The sequence below is a fragment of the Paraburkholderia sp. UYCP14C genome (genome assembly GCF_004197395.1).
GTDB lineage: Bacteria > Pseudomonadota > Gammaproteobacteria > Burkholderiales > Burkholderiaceae > Paraburkholderia.
Genome location: NZ_SELS01000011.1, coordinates 1 through 20,783 on the forward strand (window position 1 = coordinate 1; position 20,783 = coordinate 20,783).

19 protein-coding genes are annotated in these 20,783 nt (G+C 65.3%); 7 read left to right on the top strand and 12 right to left on the bottom strand.

Annotated features, from left to right (window positions below; genetic code table 11):
* Nucleotides 1–123: 123 nt before the first annotated feature.
* Complete coding sequence (locus EVC45_RS12455) at nt 124–774, top strand: glutathione S-transferase family protein (protein ID WP_129958285.1); 651 nt, start codon at nt 124–126, stop codon at nt 772–774.
* Between the two features lie 22 nt (nt 775–796).
* Here the strand turns inward: EVC45_RS12455 and EVC45_RS12460 are convergent, their stop codons facing one another.
* Both EVC45_RS12460 and EVC45_RS12465 read right to left on the bottom strand, forming a co-directional pair.
* A complete protein-coding gene (locus EVC45_RS12460) occupies nt 797–1,993 on the bottom strand; it encodes a diguanylate cyclase (protein WP_129958286.1) in 1,197 nt (398 codons plus the stop codon).
* Nucleotides 1,950–2,825: a hypothetical protein gene (locus EVC45_RS12465; protein ID WP_129958287.1), complete on the bottom strand. Its 876-nt coding sequence runs from the start codon at nt 2,823–2,825 to the stop codon at nt 1,950–1,952. Before EVC45_RS12465 ends, EVC45_RS12460 begins: the two co-directional genes overlap by 44 nt.
* A gap of 583 nt (nt 2,826–3,408) precedes the next feature.
* Here EVC45_RS12465 and EVC45_RS12470 point away from each other — a divergent pair.
* Nucleotides 3,409–4,476: an FUSC family protein gene (locus EVC45_RS12470; RefSeq protein ID WP_129958288.1), complete on the top strand. Its 1,068-nt coding sequence runs from the start codon at nt 3,409–3,411 to the stop codon at nt 4,474–4,476.
* Nucleotides 4,477–4,568: 92 nt separating this feature from the next.
* Here the strand turns inward: EVC45_RS12470 and EVC45_RS12475 are convergent, their stop codons facing one another.
* The 5 genes from EVC45_RS12475 to EVC45_RS12495 all read right to left on the bottom strand — a co-directional run bounded on the left by EVC45_RS12475 (nt 4,569) and on the right by EVC45_RS12495 (nt 8,928).
* Nucleotides 4,569–4,967 (bottom strand): cupredoxin family copper-binding protein, encoded by a 399-nt coding sequence (locus EVC45_RS12475; protein WP_129958435.1) that lies wholly within the window; start codon nt 4,965–4,967, stop codon nt 4,569–4,571.
* 36 nt (nt 4,968–5,003) lie between these two features.
* Nucleotides 5,004–5,948 (bottom strand): metallophosphoesterase, encoded by a 945-nt coding sequence (locus EVC45_RS12480; RefSeq protein ID WP_129958289.1) that lies wholly within the window; start codon nt 5,946–5,948, stop codon nt 5,004–5,006.
* A 172-nt stretch (nt 5,949–6,120) separates the two neighbouring features.
* Entirely contained in the window at nt 6,121–7,080 is a 960-nt protein-coding gene (locus EVC45_RS12485; RefSeq protein ID WP_129958436.1) for an aldo/keto reductase, read from the bottom strand.
* Between the two features lie 48 nt (nt 7,081–7,128).
* Complete coding sequence (locus tag EVC45_RS12490) at nt 7,129–7,743, bottom strand: HAD family phosphatase (protein WP_129958290.1); 615 nt, start codon at nt 7,741–7,743, stop codon at nt 7,129–7,131.
* Between the two features lie 9 nt (nt 7,744–7,752).
* Entirely contained in the window at nt 7,753–8,928 is a 1,176-nt protein-coding gene (locus EVC45_RS12495) for an epoxide hydrolase family protein (RefSeq protein WP_129958437.1), read from the bottom strand.
* Between the two features lie 119 nt (nt 8,929–9,047).
* On the opposite strand from EVC45_RS12495, the gene surE reads away from it, so the two are divergent.
* Nucleotides 9,048–9,827: a 5'/3'-nucleotidase SurE gene (gene surE, locus EVC45_RS12500; RefSeq protein WP_129958291.1), complete on the top strand. Its 780-nt coding sequence runs from the start codon at nt 9,048–9,050 to the stop codon at nt 9,825–9,827.
* Between the two features lie 32 nt (nt 9,828–9,859).
* Here surE and EVC45_RS12505 read toward each other — a convergent pair whose 3' ends face one another.
* Entirely contained in the window at nt 9,860–10,678 is an 819-nt protein-coding gene (locus EVC45_RS12505; RefSeq protein WP_248295103.1) for a DUF4148 domain-containing protein, read from the bottom strand.
* A gap of 587 nt (nt 10,679–11,265) precedes the next feature.
* A complete protein-coding gene (locus EVC45_RS12510; protein WP_129958292.1) occupies nt 11,266–12,183 on the bottom strand; it encodes a LysR family transcriptional regulator in 918 nt (305 codons plus the stop codon).
* A 141-nt stretch (nt 12,184–12,324) separates the two neighbouring features.
* On the opposite strand from EVC45_RS12510, the gene EVC45_RS12515 reads away from it, so the two are divergent.
* On the top strand, nt 12,325–13,089 hold the full coding sequence (locus tag EVC45_RS12515) for an SDR family NAD(P)-dependent oxidoreductase (RefSeq protein ID WP_129958293.1): 765 nt from the start codon (nt 12,325–12,327) through the stop codon (nt 13,087–13,089).
* An 81-nt stretch (nt 13,090–13,170) separates the two neighbouring features.
* A complete protein-coding gene (locus EVC45_RS12520) occupies nt 13,171–13,878 on the top strand; it encodes a pirin family protein (RefSeq protein WP_129958294.1) in 708 nt (235 codons plus the stop codon).
* A 318-nt stretch (nt 13,879–14,196) separates the two neighbouring features.
* On the opposite strand, the gene EVC45_RS12525 is transcribed toward EVC45_RS12520, so the two are convergent.
* Nucleotides 14,197–15,096 (bottom strand): DMT family transporter, encoded by a 900-nt coding sequence (locus EVC45_RS12525; RefSeq protein WP_129958295.1) that lies wholly within the window; start codon nt 15,094–15,096, stop codon nt 14,197–14,199.
* A 245-nt stretch (nt 15,097–15,341) separates the two neighbouring features.
* Between EVC45_RS12525 and EVC45_RS12530 the strand changes: the two genes are divergently transcribed.
* Nucleotides 15,342–17,663 (top strand): PA14 domain-containing protein, encoded by a 2,322-nt coding sequence (locus tag EVC45_RS12530; protein ID WP_248295104.1) that lies wholly within the window; start codon nt 15,342–15,344, stop codon nt 17,661–17,663.
* Between the two features lie 175 nt (nt 17,664–17,838).
* Here EVC45_RS12530 and EVC45_RS12535 read toward each other — a convergent pair whose 3' ends face one another.
* Nucleotides 17,839–18,474 carry a carbonic anhydrase gene (locus tag EVC45_RS12535; RefSeq protein WP_129958296.1) on the bottom strand — a complete coding sequence of 212 codons (636 nt, stop codon included), beginning with the start codon at nt 18,472–18,474 and terminating at the stop codon, nt 17,839–17,841.
* Between the two features lie 329 nt (nt 18,475–18,803).
* Nucleotides 18,804–19,079: a DUF1488 domain-containing protein gene (locus EVC45_RS12540; protein ID WP_129958297.1), complete on the bottom strand. Its 276-nt coding sequence runs from the start codon at nt 19,077–19,079 to the stop codon at nt 18,804–18,806.
* A gap of 205 nt (nt 19,080–19,284) precedes the next feature.
* Here EVC45_RS12540 and EVC45_RS12545 point away from each other — a divergent pair, with 205 nt between their 5' ends.
* Nucleotides 19,285–20,778: an MDR family MFS transporter gene (locus tag EVC45_RS12545; protein WP_129958298.1), complete on the top strand. Its 1,494-nt coding sequence runs from the start codon at nt 19,285–19,287 to the stop codon at nt 20,776–20,778.
* The last annotated feature ends 5 nt before the right edge of the window (nt 20,779–20,783 follow it).

The window sequence follows — 20,783 nt, forward strand, 5'->3', positions numbered from 1 at the left end:
CCCGAACCGCCCGGTGCGGACCCGCACGCCGGGTGGTGTGGCAGGGGCACGGCCTTATGGCCGTCCCCTATGCCGATCGGTTCACGGCTCGACCGCTCTCCCCACGATCCACGGAGCCCCGACATGTCCTACGTTCTGTACTACTCGCCCGGCGCGGCCAGCATGCCCGTGCACTGGATGCTGCTCGAAATGGGTGTGCCGTTCGAAGCGCGCCTCGTCGATATCGACTCGGGCCAGCAGCACGATCCCGAGTATCTGCGTCTGAATCCGGCCGGCCGCGTGCCGACGCTGGTCGTCCACGGCGTGCCGCGGCATGAATCGGCCGCGCTGCTGATGCTGCTCGCCGAGCGTCACGCCGATGCCGGCCTCGCGCCCGCGCCCGGTTCGCCCGCGCGCGCGGAATGGCTCGAATGGATGATCTACCTCGCGAACACGGTGCTGCCGGCAATGCGCGACTGGTTCTACGCCGCAAGCGACGGCGAGCCGTCGGGCGCCGAGGGGGTGCGCGCGCTCGCGCAACGCCGCATCGAAGCGGCCTGCGCGCGCCTCGACACGCATTTCGCCGACGGCCGCGCCTATCTCGCGGGCGACACGCTCAGCACCGCCGATCTGCTCGCGCTGGTGCTGATGCGCTGGACCCGCAACATGCCCCATCCCGCGACGGCAGGCTGGCCGCATCTGGCGAGCTATATCCGCAGGCTGCGCGCACGGCCTGCGTTCATCGAAGTCAACGAGCGGGAAAAGCTGACGGAGTGGCGCAACGACGATCAGTGACGTTCAATGACGTTCAGCGGGTTCAAAACGTCGCTTCCCGGCCCGTCTGCGCCGCGAACGCGAAGCCGTTCTTGCCGTCGCGCTTGACCTGATACATCGCAGCATCGGCGGCGGCGACCAGACGGCGGTGATCGTCGACATCGTCCGGATAGCTCGCGATGCCCACGCTCGCCCGCACCCGGCCGATCCCCATCTGTGCGTCGGTCTCGACCACGCAGGCCATCAGCCGGCGGGCGATCTCGGCCAGTTCGTCGTCGCCCGCGAAGGTGCGCACCAGCACCGCGAACTCGTCCCCGCCGATGCGCGCGACCAGATCGCCCTTGCGCACCGACGCGCGAAACCGCGCCGATACGGCGGCGAGGAATTCGTCGCCGGTGCGATGCCCGAACGAATCGTTGACCTGCTTGAAGCCGTCGAGGTCGATATACAGCACGGCGAGGCGTTGCTCGACGAGCGCGGTCCGCGCGGTTTTTGCGGCGGCGTCGAGCGCGGCCTGTAGCTTGCGGCGGTTCGACAGACCGGTCAGCGAATCATGCAGCGACGCGAGCTCGAACTCGTGCGACTGCCCCGCGAGTTGCCGGTTGCGCTTAGCGTACATGCCGAGCGCCGTGATCAGCATGCAGAACAGCAGCGCGGCGAGCGCGATCAGCGTGCGCGCGACGTGCGCGACGCGCAGCCGCACGTCGGCGCTCGCCTCGTCGCGTTGCGCGCGCCAGTATTCCGACACGCTGCCGAGCACCGTCGCAACGGCTTCGGGCGTCGCCTGCGCGGGTGATAGCGACGGAATGGGCGGCGCCGGCGACGGACTCGCGTTGACGAGCGCCGCGAGCGACGCGAAACGCCGCGCGAGTTCGGTGCGTGCCGCGTCATAGGCCGGCACGAACGACGCGTCGCGACTCGCCGGAGTCTCGGCCATGTGCTGCCATACGGCCAGTTGTTCGCGCGCGCTGTCGACGCGCTCGGCCGCCTGCAGCACGAGGCCTGCGTACTCCTGCTTCAATTGATCGGAAAACACGGTGCGGATCTGCATCGCCACGTACAGCAGACCGAACAGCAGACACAGCAGCGCGGCCACGGCGATGCTCGTGGGTCCAACCCGCAAGCGCCACACCGGCGCGCGCGCGTGTGCGGCACCGCGCATCCCGGCTTGCGCTGCTGGCCCGACGACCACGGGCTCAGGGATGGGAGTAGTTATTTTGTTGCTGTCGGCCGTTGTCATGTTGACGATAGCTCACGCGTCGAAGGAACTGCCCGATCCGCGCAAACAGACCGCCCTTGTGCTCCGACGACGCGCGCCGATCCTGCTGCGCGAGCCGCGCATCTTTCGCGCCGTGGCCGGCCGGGGGCTTTGCGGTGGAATTGGCGGCGTGCCGCGTGGGGCGTGGGGGTGGCGTGGAAGCGATGGCGGCTGTGGGCTTATCGAGCGAGGTATCGGCCGACGCGTCGGCCGGCTTGTCGGTCGTGGTGTCCACCGGCGGATCGGCCAGCGTGGCGGTGAGACTCGGGTCGGGCGTAGCTGGGTGGATCTGGCCGGACCACACGGACGGGTTACTGTCCTCGACGCCGGCGTTCACGCGGGCCACTTCGTCGTGTGCGACGTCTGGTGCTGTGGGTTGCGCCGCCGACGGTTCGGCTGGCTGCGCGGCTAACTGTGGTGTCGCTGACTGCGTGGCTGGCTGCACGGCTAACTGTGTGGCTGGCTGCGTGGCCAACTGCGCGGCAAACTGCGTGCCGGACGGCGCGGCGACCTCCTCCGACGCGTGCGCGACGGCCACCGTCGGCACCCCGCCCGCCGCCGATGAGCCGAGCGCCAGGCGCGCGCCCGCAATCGCATCCGCGTAGGTCTGCTGATCCTGATTGAACCAGACGCCGTAGGCCACGGTGCCCATCACGCCGAAGGTCAGCGCGCCCGCTGCCGCGAGGCACAGCGCGAGACGGCCGAAGCGCGGCGGTGGCGCGCCCGATTCGTCCGGGCCGTCGGGTTCGAAGCCCGGGGACCGGCTATCCGTTGCGGAATGGCGCAAATCGATATTGTCGGGATCGGTAGCCATCGCAATACACTCCGGGTATGCCACTTCCTGCTGACTGGCTGGCGCGCCGACGAGCCGGCGGGTAAGCCGCGCTCGCGCGCTGCCGCTGCACGCAATGCTCAATGAATGTAATCCTGTCGCGATCGGCCGACAACATAGCAGCGTTGCGTTTCCGCCTCGCGTCAGTGGTGCTACGAACGAACGTCGCGGACACCGCGCGAGTTGGCAAAAAAACGTGCAAAGCTGGTAAAAACTCCAACCCGACAAATAGCCGATTGCCGGCCGTGCGCCTGCCGTCGCCCGCTACCCGAGAGACGTCGAGGGTACTGCGAAATGCGTCAGCGCGGTCGCAGTTTCGTATGCAACAACCGGGCCTGGAAACAGGCTCGCGCGCGACGCCCGGCACACCGCTCGAAACCCGCGCCGGACTGTGCGCGCCACACGCTCGAGCAGCATCCCGCGAACCTGCTACCGCGCGAATTCCCGCAAAACCGTGCGCGGCCGGTGGTAAGGTCACGTGCGCGCATGTCCCGACCGCCGCGCCGCGCCGCGCCATGCCCGGCCCGCGGCGCCCGGCCCAACGTCATCGGTCAGCATAAAAATCATGTCGAACAGGTATCAGCACAAACCACTCACACCGTTGCGTCGCGCGCTGGCGCGCTTTTCTCTTTCGGAAACCGCCAAGTACACGAAGCTGACGCTCGGCCTGTGGATCGGTTTCGGCATCCCGTACCTGCTCGGCTACCCCGACGCTGCCGTGCCGCTCGCCGGTTCGACGATGCTCACGCTGGCGCTCGGTAGCTCGATTTCGGCGGCGCGAAGCTACTTCTACAAGCGCGTGCTTTCGAACGTGGTGGCGATGCCGATCGGCACGCTGCTGATCTGGCTGACCGCGCCGCACCTTTGGATGGGCGCGGCGCTGCTGCCGCTCGTGATCTTCAGCATCGTCGCGCTGCGGCCGTCGCTGTTCCAGATGACCAGCATCACGGTGCCGATCACGCTCGTGCTCTATTCCGGCGAACACATTCCGCTGCTCGAACAGCGCCTGATCGGCGTGGTGCTCGGCATGTTCCTCGGCTTCATCATCCAGCAGATCGTGTTTCCGCCCGATCACGGTTATTGGGCGAACACGCTGGTCAACGACGGCAACGAACAGGCCACCGATGTCGTCGGGCAACTGGCCGCCGCTCGGCTCGACAAAGCGCAGATCAAGGCGGCGGCCTCGAAGCTGCGCACGCTGAGCACGAACCTGAAGCAGGCGCACCTGCTGCTGAAGACCGATCTCGAGCAGGCGTGGGTGGCGCCGCATCTGAAGCGCAACGCGGCGCGGCTGCCGGTGTTCGCGTGCTATCAGGAGACCTTCGATTCACTGGTCAATTTTCTCGAAACGATGGACACCTTCCACGATCAGTTCGCCGCGCTCGACGCCCCGTGGCGCGAAGCGTTTCTGGCGCGGCTCGGGCAGCTCGTCAACGCTCACCGCCAACTGGCCGAGGCCGCCGATCTGCGCGTCGAGCGCCCTGCGCTCGCGGCACCGCCACTGCATATGGAGGACCTGCGTCAGCTGACCGAGGACCTCCCCGCATCGAACGTGTTTACGAGCGTGTACCTCGGGCACCTGACCGGCTACGGGATTCTGCTGTGCCGGTTGAGCGAGCTGCATACCGCGTGAGCGGCGCGGGTTGCCCAGTCCACCGCACCGCTCGTTTGTACCGCTCATTGCACGGCTCATAGCACGGCTCATTGCACGGCTCATTGCACGGCTCATTGCACGGTAATGGTCGCCTTCATGTTCGGATGGATGCCGCAAAAGATCTTGTACACCCCCGGCTTATCGAACTTGAACTGATACGTGTCGTTCTGATCGAGCGCGGCCGAACGGAACAGGCCCGCGTCGTTGACCACCGTGTGCGGCTCGCCGTCGAGATTTTTCCACGTAACCGTCGTGCCCGCTTTGACGGTCAGTTCCATCGGCGTGAACATGAAGTTCTTGATGACGATCGCGTTAGGCGTCGACGCGACGGTCTGTTTCTGCGCCTTCATCTGCATCGGCATTTGCATCGGCATCGTCGTTTGCGCGACGCCCAGTCCCGCCGACACCGCCAGAATCGCGACACTGCCGAGCAGAATCACGAGCGCGCGGCCCATCATGTTGGTTAGCATCATTGATCTCCTCGAGCGTAAAAGTGGCGCATGCCGTCAGGCGAGCGTGCTGTCGTTGAGCGTCGCTTTCAGCGGATGACGCGCGATGCTCACGCTCGTCACGCCGAGCATCTTCGGCAACTGGTCGCTCGCAACCTTCAGCGGCCCCGGGCCGTCGCCCTGGCCGGCGGTCGGCTGCGGATAGGCGGTCGAGCGCGCGGTGTGGAACGTCACGTTGCCTTCGACCTTCGTCACGATCTGATGAATGTGTCCGTTCAACACCGTCACCGAACCGAAGCGCTTCAGATAGCTCATCGCCTGACCCGCGTCGCCGGTGCCCCAGCCCCACGGCTCGTAGATCGTCCACATCGGCATGTGCGCGAACACGACTATCGGCGTGCTCGACGAGCGGCCTTTCAGATCGTTTTCGAGCCATTGGAGCTGTTCGTCGCCGAGACCGCCGAGGCCGTTCGGCTTGAAATGCATCACGTTGACGAGCCCGACGAAGTGCACGCCCTGGTGATCGAAGCTGTAATAGCCGCGGTTATCCGATGCCTTGCCGAAGCGGCTGAAGTACTCGGTGCCGGGGCCGTCAGTAACGTCATGCTCGCCGGGGACCGTGTGCACCTCGGTGATCTTCAGGCCCGACATCAATTGCTGGGCGAGATCGAACTCCGAGGCCTTCGACAGATGCGTGATGTCGCCGGTGTGAATCGCGAGCGGTGGGCGCGCCGGCATTGCGTTGACGTAGTCGATCGTCTGCTTCAGCGTGCCCGCGACGTCAGGATTCGCTTCCTTGTTGAAGCCGATATGCGTGTCGCTGATCTGCAGGAAAAGCGGCACCCCGGCCGGGGGCGATGCGGCGTTCGCGTCGGCGGCGAGCGCCAGCTCGACTGGCGTCAGCACGCCGCCCGACAGCATGAACACGGTGCCGAGGCCGCCGAACGCAAGACATTTCAGCGCGCCGCGACGCGCCGGATCGAATGAATGATGTGACGACATGTTGACCTCACGATAAGGATTCGTCGAACCGAACCCGGTTCGTGAGGCATAACCGGCGGGCTACGGGTTTTATTCCCGTGGCGTGCGAAGCTCGTGGCGAGCTGCGTTTGTATGCGAATGGAAAGCGGCAAGTAATCGTCCTGACGGATTGCACACGGGGTTGCTCATCACGTCAGCCGCCGACCGCCGCGATGATCTTCGCGCGCATCGCCGCGTCGGGCAACGGTCCCGATCCCGCGCGCACGTTGTCCGCCATGTATTGCGGCCGCCCGGTGCCGGGAATCACGACCGTCACCGCCGGCTGCGCGAGCACGAATTTCAACAGAATCTGCGCCCAGCTCGCGCAGCCGATTTCGGCGGCCCATGCGGGCACCGGCGTCTTCATCACACGCGCGAGCAAACCGCCGCCGCCGAACGGTTGGTTGATCACGACGCCGATGCCGAGATCGGCCGCGAGCGGCAGAATGCGCTGCTCGGCCGTGCGATCGTCGGCGGCGTAGTTGATCTGCACGAAGTCGGGCTTCTCGCTGCGCATCACCGCGGCGACTTCGTCGAACGCGCTCGACGTGTAATGCGTGATGCCGAGATAGCGAATCCGGCCGCGCGCTTTCCAGTCGCGCAACGTCGCGAGCTGCGTGCGCCAGTCGAGCAGGTTGTGGATCTGCATCAGATCGACGTGCGGCTGCTGAAAACGCCGCAGCGATTCCTCCATCTGCGCGATGCCGGCCGCGCGACCCTCGGTCCAGACCTTGGTCGCGATGAAGGCCTTGCGATGCGCGTCGAGTTGCGTGAGCAGCGCGCCCGCGACCGCTTCCGACGAACCGTACATCGGCGAAGAATCGATCACCGAGCCGCCCGCTTCGAACAGGATGCGCAGCACGTCGGCGAGTTGCGCGCGCGCGGCGGCATCGTCGCCGACGTCGAAGGTGCGCCACGTGCCGCAGCCGATCACCGGCAGCGCTTCGCCGGTGGACGGGATCGGGCGACGGTTCATGCGGGGTAACGCGCTACCGGTTGGCGCGGGCGTGTCGGTTTGGGCAGTCGTGACGCGCGACAACGCAAGCGTTGCCGGCAACCCGAGCGCCGCGCGCAGAAAGCGGCGGCGCTGATCGTGGTTCGTCGGAAGTGTCATCACGTGATGGGGTCCTCGCGCACGAAATTTCGCCCCCTATCGCAGCGCTTAAAGCACACCTCGCCGCGCGAATTCGAGCAACAAACCCTCCGCGTCGACGAAGCGGTAAGCCTGCAAACCGGCTGCGAGCGCGCCGTCCACGTTGGCCTGGCTGTCGTCGATGAACAGGGTGTCCGTTGCGGCCGCGCCGAGGCGTTCGACGCAGCGCAGATAGGTCTGCGTGGCGGGCTTCGCCGCGCCGAACGCCGCCGACGAATAGACGTGCGTTCCGAACAGCCTGGCAACAGGTGGATTCAGATAAGCGATGTGATCGGTCAGCAGGTGGCAGTTGTTCGTCAGTATCGCGATCCGGCAACGCTGCGCGGCGCGGGATGCCAGCGCGAGCGCGGCTTCGTTCGGCGCGATCGATGCGAGCCGCGCGTCGAGCCACTCGGCGGCGCTCACCGGATAATCGAGCAGCACGCCGAGTTCGCGCAGGTATTCGTCGTCGCTGATTTCGCCGCCATCGGCGCGCGCCTCGAGTCCCGAGCCCCAGATCGCGTGACGCACGGTCTCCGCCGTGCAGCCCGCGATCGCCGCGAGACGCTCGACGCGCGCGGCGCGGTCGTAGTGCGACAGCACACCTTCCAGGTCGAACAGAAGCAGCGTGACGGATGCGCTCATGCTGCGTCCCTAGCGCGCTTTCTGTCGCAACGGCCTGAAAAACTTCCGAATCTCCGCCGCGAGCAACTCGGGCTTTTCCATCGCTGCAAAGTGTCCGCCGGCTGGCATTTCGTTCCACTGCACGACGTTGAAGGTGCGTTCGAGCCAGCTGCGCGGCGGATGATTGATCTCCTTCGGAAACAGCGCGAAACCGACCGGCGTGTCGATGCGCCCGCCGCCGGAAAAACGCATCGGCTGCAGACGGTTTTCCCAATACATCTGCATGGCCGGGCCGATGCACTGCGTGAACCAGTACAGGGAGATATTGGTCAGCAGATCGTCTTGCGAGAACACGCTTTCCACGTCGCCGCCGCAATCGCTCCACGCGCGAAACTTCTCGCCGATCCATGCGGCGAGTCCCACCGGCGAATCGTTCAGCGATGCGGCGACGGTCAGCGGTTTGGTGCCGTGCTGATGCGCGTAGCCGCCTTCGAGCGCGGCCCAGTCGTTCTTCTCGCGCAGATAGTCCTGCTCGGCCGACGTCAGCTCCCGCTGCGCCGCGCCGATCGCCGGCTCGTAGGAACTCGGCAGGAAGTTCAGATGGATGCCGTCGACCGCTCGCGGATGACGCGCGGCCAACGCGATCGACACGCCCGCGCCGAGGTCGCCGCCCTGCGCGCCGAAACGCTCGTAGCCGAGCCCGCGCATCAGCGACACCCACAGGTCCGCGACCTGGAACGCGGACATGCCGGCCTGCCTGGGCGCAGGCGAAAACGCGAAGCCCGGCAGCGACGGCGTGACGACGTCGAACGCGTCGGCGGGATCGGCGCCGAACGCGGCCGGATCGCACAACTGATCGAGCAGCGCGTGAAACTCGAAGAACGAACCGGGCCAGCCGTGCGTGATCACGAGCGGATAAGCCTGAAAGCCGGACGCGACACTGGCGGCGCGCCGATGCGCGAAGTGCACCGTCTGGCCGTTCACGTCGGCGAGAAATTGCGGCAGCTGGTTCAAGCTGCGTTCGGCCGCGCGCCAGTCGAATTGCCCAGCCCAATAGGTCGCGAGTTCACGCAGCCAGGCCGGATCGGCGCCCTGCTGCCATGCGGGCGAAGGAGTCGCGGGTGCCCAGCGGGTGGCGCGGATGCGGCGGCGCAGATCGTCGATGTCCTGATCGGCGATCGCAATCTCAAACGGGTCGATCTGCATGGCGGGGTCGTCCTGGGTCGATTCGCGGCTCACCGTCATCGTACGCGCGTCGGACGAAAGCCGGATAATGGCCGTCCCTTCCCCACGATTTATTCACCGACCCACAGGAGATTGACGCGATGTCCGCTTACGATTCCAAAGTGCCGCGAGTGCTGCTGACGAACGACGACGGTATCGACGCGCCCGGCTTGGCCGTGCTCGAAGCCGTCGCCGCCGAGCTCGCGCACGAAGTCTGGGTGGTCGCGCCCGAGCACGACCAGAGCGGTACGTCGCATTCGATCAGCCTGCATTCGCCGCTGCGCGTGAGCCGCCAGGGCGAACGCCGGTTCGGCGTGACCGGCACGCCCGGCGATTGCGTCGTGATGGGCGTGCGGCATCTGATGCGCGAGGCGCCGCCGTCGCTGGTGCTGTCCGGCGTCAATCGCGGCGGCAACCTCGGCATCGAAACGATGTTTTCGGGCACGGTCGGCGCGGCGATGACGGGGCTGCTGCTCGGGCTGCCGTCGTTCGCGCTGAGCCAGGTGTTCAGCGATCGCGAGCGCGTGCGCTGGGACACCGCGCGCACGCTCGCGCCCGGCGTGATCCGTCAGTTGCTCGCGATCGAGCATGCGGCACCGACCTGCCTGAACATCAACTTTCCCGACGTCGATGCCGCCGCTGCCGGTCCGCTGACGCCGACGCGCCAGGGCGTCGGGCTCGTCAGGGACATCGACGTGCTGCCGGAAGTCGACCCGCGCGGCATCGCGTATCACTGGCTGCGCTTCGAGCGCGGGCCGCGCGAAAACGAGGCCGACAGCGAAACGGCAACGGTCGCGGCGGGTCGCGTCTCGGTCACGCCGCTCGCGTTCGATCGCACCGACGAAGCCACCTTCGCCCGGCTCGCTGCATCGTTGATCTGACGGGTGCCGCGGACGCGGCGGACGCCCCTGATTCAGTGCGCCCCTGCCCCCGCTGGCTCGGGTCTGCCGAACGCGGGCATCGTGCCGTTCTCACGCGCGCGCACGAGTTCGGCCTCCACCTCGGCGCGGGTCTTGGGGCCGTTGCTGGCGACCGCTTGCGTTCCGCTCCGGCCGGTCAGCCCCGTGCGCGGCATCGACCATGGCAACTCGACGCCTTGGGTTGAAGATTGCAGCGACGCCCCCGCTTCTGGCTCGACGCTGGCTGCTTTCTTCGCGGATCGCTCGGCGGTAGAACTCTTCCGGTGGGTGCCGCCCCGTGCGTGATTCGTACTCGATGTCGTCGCAACGCTTTGCGCTGAGTGCGGTTTCGTCGGGGTGCTCGACGCGCCTTTCGGATGTTCGCCGGACGCAACGCGGCTATGGTGTGCGTGCGCGGTCTTTGCCGGCGGCGCCTGGGTCCGGTTCGGCGTCACCGCAGACTGCGGCGGTAAGCTCGACTGCTGCGGCTCCGGTTGTACCTCCGGTTGCGCCTTGTTCGACTCCCGCGCGAACTGCAGTGCCGCGATGGCCAGAGCGTCGCCCGCCTGGGCGCCGATCGACGCGGCCGGCTGAGCCCGCAACGCGGTCACGTCGTCGCGCAGCGCATGGTGGCGCGACGACGGCACGCCGTCCCGGCCTACACTCTGCCCCACCACCGCGCCCGTCACGCTAACGCCCCGTTCGCCATCGGCGGCGAGGCTTGCATCCTGGCCGGACGACCAGTCGTTGTCCAACTGCGATACATAGGCCCCTATCGTCACCGCGCCGAAGACGAGGGCCGTCAACACGATCATTTTCGGTTCGCTATACAAGGCACGCTCCCCATTACGGCAGATCGACCCACTTGTGGAAGTGTGGGTGATCAGGATGACAGTGTTTTCCTTTTAGACCGAACAACTGACGAATCGGCGGTTCTGGTCGGGGGTGTGTCCGAAATCGACGGGCAATGGTCTGTTCAAACGTGCGCGGCAAGCGTCCCAAGCATTTTTGTAGGACGTCGTTAAAGGTGAAAAACCGGCGTTGAATTTAATGGGCCTTCTTCACAAGGTCGGTCACTGGAAGCCGAACTCCATGCCTCGGAACTTGAAAAATTCTGTCCATCGTGCCACTGCAGGTGGGAATTGCTGAGCGCCGTCGCAGGTGGACGGTAGACCGAAAGCAGGCTGGGCAAAACGAATGCTGCAATGGTGGTTCGCTGATTTCCGTTGCCCCGGTTCGGCCATGAACGGCCAATCCCCACGAAATATCGTCAGGCCGCTTCAATCGACAAAGCGGCCTTTCATCGAAGCAACATTCAAGCGGTGCGCGTCACGGCGAACGCGTCTGCCGCTGCCACCGTGTCCAACGCCTCACGCAACAGCTGAGCGCGGGCGACAAGCCCTGCGGCTCGTCGAACGCATTACTTCGGCCATCGCCAAGATGGCTCGGACAGATGCTCCGCAAAATAATCGGACAGCGCATCCACCTTCGCAGGACGCGCGCGCGCCGATGGCGTGACGAAGTAAAGGCCACCCTTCGTCAACGACCAGTCGGTGAGGATCGCTTCGAGGCGGCCATCGGCCAGATATTCGCCGGCGATGAATTCGGGCAGCTCGGCAATCGCGAGGCCAGCGAGCAGCGTGGGCAGCAGCGCATCGGCATTCGTCACGCGCAGCGGTCCGGTCGGCATGACCGGCTCCTCCTCGCCCGCGGCGTTCGTGAAGCGCCACACATCGCTGCGCGCGCGATACGCGTATGAAAGGCACGGGCGGTCGGCCAGTTCGCGCGGATGCGCGGGCCGCCCTTCGCGCTTCAGATACGCTGGCGACGCCACCACGAACTGTGTGACCGCGCACAGCCGTCGCGCGACCAGCGACGAATCCGGTAGCGCGGCGATGCGCAGCGCGGCGTCAAACCCATCGGCGACCAGATCGACCGACGCATCCGAAAGATGCAGGTCGATCGACACCTCGGGGTAGGCGCGAAAGAAGCCGGGCAGCAGCGGCGCGACCCAGCGCAGCCCGAACGACATCGGCACGGCGAGGCGCACCAGTCCGCGCGGCTGCACCGACATCTCGCGCGCGGCGCTTTCTGCTTCTTCGGCCTGACGGTATATCTCTCCGGCCTTCTCGCAGATCGTCCGGCCGAACTCGGTGAGTGAGAGTTGGCGCGACGTGCGGTTGAAGAGCCGCGCTCCCAGCCGGTCTTCGAGACGGGCAACGCCGCGCGAGACCGTCGCCACCGACACGCCCATCGCGCGCGCAGCGGCCGCGAACGATCCCTCCTCGGCGACCTTCGCGAACATCGCGAGTCCTTCGAAATCAGGCAGCTTCGCCATTTCCCCTCATCTTTTCATTTTTGCAACGTTAGATTGCAATCAATTCTATTTCGAAAAGTCCAGGGCGTCGATATTCTCCTCACATCGCAGCATGCAACACCGATCGCAGTCATCCACTTACCGAACGAAAGGAGAAACACCATGGCACGCAAGCTCGACAACAAGATCGCACTCGTTACCGGCGCAACCAGCGGCATCGGCCTCGCCACCGCACAGCGTTTCGCGGCAGAAGGCGCGCACGTCTTCCTCACCGGCCGCCGTCAGGCCGAGCTCGATGCCGCGGTGAATGGCATCCGCGAAGCAGGCGGCAACGCGACGGGGGTCCGTGTCGATTCCACGAAACTGGGTGAGCTCGATGCGCTGTATGCGCAGATCAAGGAAGAACAGGGGCATCTCGACGTGCTGTTCGCGAACGCCGGCGGCGGTTCGATGCTTCCGCTTGGCAGCATCACCGAAGAACACTACGACGACACCTTCGATCGCAATGTGAAGGGCGTGCTCTTCACGGTGCAAAAGGCGCTGCCGCTGCTCGCCGAGGGCGCGTCGGTGATTCTCACGGGTTCGACGGCAGGCAGCGCGGGCACGGCTGCATTCAGCGTGTATTCGGCCTCGAAAGCCGCGGTGCGCGCCTTCGTACGAAGCTGGATTCTCGATCTGAAGGATCGCCGCATCCGCGTGAACACGATTAGCCCAGGCGCGACGCGCACGCCCGGCCTGCTCGACCTTGCCGGTGACGATGCAGCCCAACGCCAGGGTCTTGCCGATTACCTGGCTGCCCAGATCCCGATGGGGCGCCTCGGCGAGCCTGGCGAGATCGCGAGCGCTGCGCTGTTCCTTGCCTCGGACGACGCGAGCTTCGTGAACGGCATCGAGTTGTTCGTCGATGGCGGCCAGCAACAGATCTGAGCGCAGCCCGGGCGCGAGGAGGCGGTCTTCGACGATTGCGCCTGCGCCCGGCGCTCACGCGCGTTTGAACCCAGACACATCATGATCGAACATCGTTCCTTTCTGTCGCTTGGCGCGATCCGGCGCAACTGGCTCGACACGCGGATGCATTTCCGCTTCGGCGACTGCGGACGCGCCGATCATGGACCACTCGGCGCGCTCTACGTGTGGAATGACGATGAGTTCGCTCCGCACTCGGGCTTCGACCTGCACGCTCACCGCAACGTCGAGATCGTGACGTGGGTGCGCTCAGGCGCGATCACTTACGAAGATGACGCTGGCAATCGCGCGCGGCTGGTCGCCGATTCCATGCAGGCGATGAGTACGGGCGCCGCCATCCATCATGCCGAGCGCAACGAGGAAAATGTACCTGCACGACTATTCCAGATCTGGCTGCATCCGCGCGCGTCGGGCGGTACGCCGCGTTGGACGACGCGAATCTGTTCGCGCGGATGTCGCGATGGCCGCTTCGTCACGCTGGCGAGCGGCGATCCCGATGATGTGTACGCGGGCGCGCTGTCCATCCACGCCGACGCACGCGTCCGCATCGCGACGCTACGCCAAGGGACGACGGTGCATCACGTGTTGCCGGGATCGGGCGTGGCGTATCTGATTGCCGATCATGGTCGGCTTGATGTCGGTGAAGTCCGGCTCGCGCCACGCGACGGAGTTGCCGTCCGCGACGAATCGCAGCTTACGTTGGTGGCGCGAGACGACACCGATGTCGTGATAGTCGAGCTTTTGCGGTAGGGAAATTGTGCCGTTGGGCTCGAGCGCGATGACATCCCCCGCTGGCTTCCACGTTTTGCACAAGACCTGGTTTGGTAGCTTTAAACGGCTGTTTTGCGATGAGGACCTGGCGTTGATTCCGCATGACCGGATGTCTGTGATGGGTCGATCAGCGCCAATTGCGGACCATGCCACACCCGCAATGACTGTCGACTGCCCGGATCTTTTCACGCACCGCGCGAGTCGTTTTTCACTTCCCTAACTCAGATTCACCTTATGCGCCATCCGTCATTTTTCGGCGCGCTATTACCCCCCCGGTTTCAGCCACGCAAACGCGACCTAAACAAGCGGCCCTTCCTCCGACTTGCGCCGCATCGCAACGGCAATCGAACTACCCACAATCAACGCAATCCCAAGCATCGAAACCCCGCCAATCGTCTCGCCCCACACCAAATAGCCGAACAACGCAGCCCACACAATGCTCGTGTAGTTATACGGCGCAAGTGCGCCGGCCTCAGCGTCGCGAAACGCCATCGTCATCAACAACTGTCCGGCCGTCGCGAGCGCGCCGAGCAGCGCCATGATCGCGAGCGCATCGAACGACGGTGTGCGCCACGCGAAAATCAGCGATGCACCCATCACCACCGTACCGACCAGCGTGAAGTACAGCACGGTGGTGCTCGAATCGTCGCTGGCCTTGATGCGCTTGATCTGGATGATCGACAACGCGCCGCACATCGCGCTCGCGATCAGCAGCGCGGGCCCGAGCCAGCTCGAATGCGAGCCGTCCGGACGCACCACCAGCAGCATGCCGGCGAAGCCGACCGCCGCGGCCAGCGCGTCGCGCGGCTTCAGCGCCTCGTGCAACAGCAGCGGCGCCAGCACGATCACCAGCAAGGTCTCCGAATAGACGATCGCCACCGCCTCGCTGAGCGGCATATACGGCAACCCGGCAAAGAACAGGCCCGATGCGCCGAGCAGCGTCAGCGCGCGCAGGGTCTGCCCGCGCACGTCCAGGTGCCGCAAGCGCGTGGCGAGCGGCTTGCCGCGCAGGCACATCGCGACCGCCGGAAACAGACCGAACAGCATGCGGAAGAACGTGACCTCGTTGGCCGGATAGGCGAGCGCAAGCGATTTCGCCAACGCGTCGACGAGCGCGAAGCAAAACATCGATACGAGGATCAGCGCGACGCTGCGCAACGGTACGGCGCTCGGGCGGACGGCGGCGACGGGCGGCATGGAGTGCTCGTTGAGCGTGGATGACGGGAAACAGGATTATGCCCGCGCTCGCGCGCGCCCTCGCGCTTAACCCGCGCGCCCTACTTTGGCAAATCCGGGAATCCACCGATACTGGTCAGACGAACTAATAATATTATTCATATCGATTTCCGCACTCTTACGACGACGCTTTCAAGCAGGTTCGCCGTATGCGTATTTAATAATAATTATGACCATCGACCAAGCGGGGATCTCAGGAGATACAGGTGCGCAATTACTATGTGCTGGCCGCGCTCGCGATGCTGAGCGCCTGCGGCGGCAATGACGGTTCGCAAAACGGGTCCGCTACGGCGAACCGGCAGGTCAACGCGATCGATGCGACGGCGGCCGCGGCCGCTTCGTCGGCGTCGGCCACCGCCGCGGCTGCGGCCGACGCGGCCGCCGTGCAGAACGAGTTCAAGGCCGCCAAGGCCACCCCGGTCGGCATGAAAACGACCACCCCGCCGCTCGTGATCGCGGACCCGACGCTGAACCTGGCGCCCTACACGCCGCCCGCGCCGCCCGCCGCGACCGCGACGACGACGCTGTCGTTCGGCGATTTCACCAGCTACCTCGCGCCCGGTTCGGCGAGCACCTGGCACCCGGGCACCAGTGCGTCGACGATCGCGATCGACGCGCCGCCCGCCAACGGCACCGGCGCCGGCGACAAGGCCGTCGCGCTCGCCTCGACTTACGCGAGCGCGTCGTACGAAGCGGACGTGACCGTCAGCGCGCCGGTCGGCTCGGGCCCCGCGAACGCCGGCTTCGTGGTGCGCACGACGAACCCGACCGCGGGTGGCCCGGACAGCCTGACCGGCTATTTCATCGGCCTCGACACCGGCTCGCATGCGCTCGTGGTGGGCCGCGAGAACAACAACTGGACCAATTTCATCCAGTACCCGATCAGTTCGATCGTCGGCGGCAGCACGCATCATCTGAAGGTGACGACGAGCGGCAACGCGATCCTCGTCGATCTCGACGGCCAACGCGTGGTGAGCGCCAACGACGCGACCAACGCGCTGCCCGCGGCGTTCCATTCGGGCAGCTTCGGCGTGCGGCGCTTCGGGGTCGGCGTGTCGTTCAGCAACATCACGATCCATACGTATCCGACAGTGACCTCGCCCGTCTACGATTTCTCGAAGGTGGTCGGCGCCGTCTATACGCCGTCCAACGCGGTCAACGCGATCGACTTCTGGGAGAACTACGATCCCGAGATCGTCAACCGCGAGCTCACCTATGCGCAGACCTACGGCATGAACACGGTCGCCGTGTACCTGCACTATCTGGTATGGGCCAACGATCGCGAGGCCTTCCTGAGCAAGTTCGAAAACCTGCTGACGATCGCCGCGCGGCACGGCATCAAGGTCTCGCCGATCTTCTACGACGACTGCTGGAACCCCACCCCTCAATACGGCCCGCAGCCCGCGCCGGTCTGGGGCGTGCATAACAGCCAGTGGGTGCAGTCGCCGGGCACGCCGGTCGAGCAGGCGTACTTCCAGGCAAGCGCGTCGAATCCGGCGATTACGTACAAGCAGAGCCTCGCAAACTACATCACCGACTTCGTCGCGCCGCATCGCAACGACCCGCGCATCATCTTCTGGGAGCCGATGAACGAGCCGGGCTGCAGCGGTAACGGGTCATTGCAGAACACCCGCGCGGTGATGATGAACGATGCACGCATCGCGATACTGAACGCAGGCGCGACGCAGCCGATCAACTCGCCGCAGGTGCAGGAAGACGAAGGCACGTACTTTTCGGACTTCTATGGGTTCCATCCGTACAACAATCCGTACACGGGTCCGGTCAATGGCAGCAGCATCAACGCGCTGAACTCGGAGACGCTGCAACGCGGCTTCGCGGGCACGACGGGTCAGACGATGCCGGGTATCGTCGCGAACTACGGCGGCACCACCGGCTTCATCGTGTGGGAACTGATGATCGGGCGCACCAACACGCGCTTCCACTGGGGCCAGACGCCGAACGCGCCCGCGACGGTCGAACCGGCGACACCGTTCCAGGGGACGTTCTATCCGGACGGCCATCCGTGGCAGACGTCGGAAACCCAGGCGCTGACGGGCGGCTTCGACGTCAAGCTGCCGGTGCTGCAGGTCGCGTACTACAACGATCCGACCTTCAGCGCGGCGCCGGTGAAGACCTCGATCACGCCCTTGATCGACTTCGATCTGAACACCGAGCGCGGCACCGACTCGCCTGATGCGTCGGCCGGCGTCAACGCGACCAACTACGGCGTGCGCTGGACCGGCGCGCTGAAGGCGACGCAGGACGGCGAATACACGTTCACGATCAACAGCGACAACGTCGCGCGTCTGTGGATCAACGGCGTGCAGGTGATCGACAAGACGAGCGCGACGCCAGGCAGCGCTTCGGCCAAGGTCCATTTCGCCGCGAACCAGAGCGCGTCGATCAAGGTCGAGTACGTTCACGGCACCGGGACCGCGAGCATGCATCTGTTGTGGTCGAATCCGGCCGCGAAGAGCCCCGGCGTGTTGAAGATCGTGCCGTCGGAATCTCTGGTGACGTCGAGCTGATCGAGGTGCTTGTGGCGGGCGGCGCGGCGGGATTGCAACCGCGCCGCCGCGCCGGCCAAACGAAAAAAACGCGGCGCAGCGGAAAAATCCGTTGCGCCGCGTTCGTTTTATGCCAGGTTTTTTAGCAAACCAGGGTGTTAATCGCTCAAACTAGAAACCCCGTTTTAATCCCGCATCAAACCGCATATATCTCCGGATTATCCGCAAGCGACAAGAAATTACCGGTCTTGCCATCGAGCGCGAGCATTTCGCCGCTTTCGATATTGAAGATCCAGCCATGCAGTCGCAGCGTCTTGTTCACGAGCCCGACTGCCACCGACGGATGGGTACGGATATTGCCCAGCTGCGCGATCACGTTGTCCTTGACCAGCGCCTCGAGACGCTCCGCATCCGAGTGGTAGTGGCGCGACGCGTTGATCGCTTTTGCCGCATCGGCGTGACGCAGCCAGCTCGCGACCGCCGGCATGTGCTCCAGATTCGTGCAGGTCGAGATCGCCGTCATCGCGCCGCAGTTCGAATGGCCGCAGATCACGATGTCGCTGACGCCGAGCACCGCGATCGCATATTCGACGGTCGCCGACACGCCGCCCGGCTCGGGGCCGTACGACGGCACGATGTTGCCCGCATTGCGGATCACGAACAGCGAGCCCGGCTCGGTCTGCGTCAGCAGTTCCGGCACCACGCGGCTGTCCGAACAGGTCACGAAGAGTGTGCTGGGATTCTGCGCGGTCGATAAACGCTTGAAGAGCGCGCTTTGCTGCGGAAAGACCTCGCGTTGAAAGCGGATCAGACCTTCGATGATTTCCTGCACGATATTCTCCAGAGAATCGAAGAGACGGATTTAAAGTTTGCCGGGACTATACCGCAGCCTTTCAATCGTCGCGCGAATCACCGTGCTAATCGTCGGACGCTCCTGCGACGAATTGCCAGCGGAATAATGGTGTGCATGCGCCATGGATCCGCGCCATAAAAAAAGACCCGGCTGCCGGCAGCCGGGTCCAACTCTCTCGCTCACACGCGTTAAACGGTGCGTGCGTCGATACTGTAGCCGCGCCGGCGTCGCGGATACAGGCGCCGTGGCGGAAGAGTCCTTTCCGCCGCGGCCCGAATTGCTTGACCCGCTGCAATCAAGCGGATCGCTTAATCGAAGTCGTTCGTCTCGAGTTCCACGGACCGTCCCCCGTTGCGTTCGAGCACCCGCCGCGTGGCATTTTCAATGCGCGCGCGATTCGCCTCGAACGCTCCCACCAGATCGTGAGCCGACGGGGCACCGTTGCCGAGGCTGCCGTGGCCGAAATGGTCATTGAGCGCGTCGAGCGACACGCTGCACCATACGTCCTTCCCGTCCACATTGGCCTCGTAGGCGACCCGCGCAGCGGCCACCACTTCCCGCCGTCCGGTGAATTCGATCCTCATGATTGTCCTCCGTGTGTCAAAGGGAAATCCGAATACGCAACGGTCGTGCCCAGACCGGGCGCCTTGCCGGCTGCCCGGGCGCGAGCACGCATTCTCCACAAGGTGCATACTCCTGAGCGGCCGCCACGCGTGGCCGCGCCGATGCGTCGCAGCAAGGCCTCCTCCGGGCCGTCGACGCACTCAACATATCGATACTACGCCCTTCATGTCCCGCAGCCTTCAATCTTCACGCCCCCTCGTGATCGCCGCCGTGATGGCCTCGATGGCGATGGTCGCAATCGAGGCAACCATCGTGTCGACCGCGATGCCGCAGATCGTCTCGCAACTCGGCGACCTGCATTTATATAGCTGGGTGTTCTCGTCGTTCCTGCTCACGCAGACCGCGATGACCGTGGTGTTCGGCAAGCTCGCCGACCTCTATGGACGCAAGCCCGTGATCCTCGCCGGCATCGCGATCTTCCTGATCGGCTCGGTGCTGGCCGGCTTCGCGTGGTCGATGCCGGCGATGATCGTGTTCCGCCTGATCCAGGGGATCGGCGCGGGGGCGATCCAACCGGTCACGCTGACCGTCGTCGCCGATCTGTACCCGGCGCGCGAACGCGGCAAGGTGCAGGGCTATCTGGCGAGCGTGTGGGCGATTTCGGCGGTCGTGGGTCCGATGCTCGGCGGCTTCATCATTCACAACCTGTCGTGGGCGTGGATCTTCTGGATGAACGTGCCGATCGGGCTCGCGTCGGCGGCGCTCTTCATCGCGTTCCTGCGCGAACCGGAACGGCACGCGCGGCCGTCCATCGATTTCGCCGGCGCCGCGCTGTTCATGGCCGCGATCGCCGCGCTGATGATGGCGCTGACCTACGCCGGCGACGACGCCATTTCGCAAGCGTCGTTCGCGGCCGGCGTGTTCGTGCTGTGCGTGCTGCTGTTCGTGCTGCAGGAGCGCCGCGCAGCCGAACCGATGATCTCGTTCGCGCTATGGAGCCGCCGCCCGATCGCCGCGTGCAACAGCGCAACGGTGCTGGCCGGCATGATCCTGATGGGCGCGACCACGTTCCTGCCGATGTACGTGCAGGGCGTGCTGCATCGTTCGCCGGTGGTGGCCGGACTCGCGCTGACGATGATGATGGTCGGCTGGCCGACCGGCGCGACCTTTGCCGCGAAGTCGTTTCACCGGCTCGGCTTGCGGCGCATTTTGATCTGCGGCAGCGCGTTCGTGCCGCTCGGCGCGGTGCTGCTGCTGCTCCTGTCGCCGGGCGCGTCGCCGCTCGTCGCCGGGTTCGCGTCGCTGGTCATGGGCTTCGGCATGGGGACGTCGAGCGTCAGTTCGCTGGTGCTGATCCAGGAGATCGTCAGGATGGACGAACGCGGCAGCGCGACCGCGTCGAACCTGTTCTCGCGCAATCTCGGCAGCACGCTCGGCGCGACGCTGTTCGGCGCGGTGCTGAACTTCGGGCTCAGTCATTCACAAGGCACCGTGACGGTCACGTCGGATCAGTTGAAGGCGTTGCTGCAGAACCGCGCCGCCGATCTCGGCGACAGCGAACTGGTCCGGCTGGTGCTGCACCAGTCGCTGCATCTGACCTTCGTGTCGATGTTCGTGATCGCGCTGTTCGTGGTCGTGCTGCTTTCGCTAGTGCCGACGATCCGGTTCGGCGAGGACAAGCCGGTGCCAGTCAAGGCCTTGTCGCCGCTCGAGGAGTGAGTCGC

Coding starts and splice junctions, on each gene's coding strand:
- EVC45_RS12475 (WP_129958435.1), bottom strand. CDS start 4,967: ATGCTAACCAACATGATGGGCCGCGCGCTCGTGATTCTGCTCGGCAGT.
- EVC45_RS12460 (WP_129958286.1), bottom strand. CDS start 1,993: ATGACAACGGCCGACAGCAACAAAATAACTACTCCCATCCCTGAGCCC.
- EVC45_RS12515 (WP_129958293.1), top strand. CDS start 12,325: ATGGCACGCAAGCTCGACAACAAGATCGCACTCGTTACCGGCGCAACC.
- EVC45_RS12540 (WP_129958297.1), bottom strand. CDS start 19,079: ATGAGGATCGAATTCACCGGACGGCGGGAAGTGGTGGCCGCTGCGCGG.
- EVC45_RS12525 (WP_129958295.1), bottom strand. CDS start 15,096: ATGCCGCCCGTCGCCGCCGTCCGCCCGAGCGCCGTACCGTTGCGCAGC.
- EVC45_RS12495 (WP_129958437.1), bottom strand. CDS start 8,928: ATGCAGATCGACCCGTTTGAGATTGCGATCGCCGATCAGGACATCGAC.
- EVC45_RS12480 (WP_129958289.1), bottom strand. CDS start 5,948: ATGTCGTCACATCATTCATTCGATCCGGCGCGTCGCGGCGCGCTGAAA.
- surE (WP_129958291.1), top strand. CDS start 9,048: ATGTCCGCTTACGATTCCAAAGTGCCGCGAGTGCTGCTGACGAACGAC.
- EVC45_RS12455 (WP_129958285.1), top strand. CDS start 124: ATGTCCTACGTTCTGTACTACTCGCCCGGCGCGGCCAGCATGCCCGTG.
- EVC45_RS12470 (WP_129958288.1), top strand. CDS start 3,409: ATGTCGAACAGGTATCAGCACAAACCACTCACACCGTTGCGTCGCGCG.
- EVC45_RS12520 (WP_129958294.1), top strand. CDS start 13,171: ATGATCGAACATCGTTCCTTTCTGTCGCTTGGCGCGATCCGGCGCAAC.
- EVC45_RS12490 (WP_129958290.1), bottom strand. CDS start 7,743: ATGAGCGCATCCGTCACGCTGCTTCTGTTCGACCTGGAAGGTGTGCTG.
- EVC45_RS12510 (WP_129958292.1), bottom strand. CDS start 12,183: ATGGCGAAGCTGCCTGATTTCGAAGGACTCGCGATGTTCGCGAAGGTC.
- EVC45_RS12485 (WP_129958436.1), bottom strand. CDS start 7,080: ATGACACTTCCGACGAACCACGATCAGCGCCGCCGCTTTCTGCGCGCG.
- EVC45_RS12545 (WP_129958298.1), top strand. CDS start 19,285: ATGTCCCGCAGCCTTCAATCTTCACGCCCCCTCGTGATCGCCGCCGTG.
- EVC45_RS12465 (WP_129958287.1), bottom strand. CDS start 2,825: ATGGCTACCGATCCCGACAATATCGATTTGCGCCATTCCGCAACGGAT.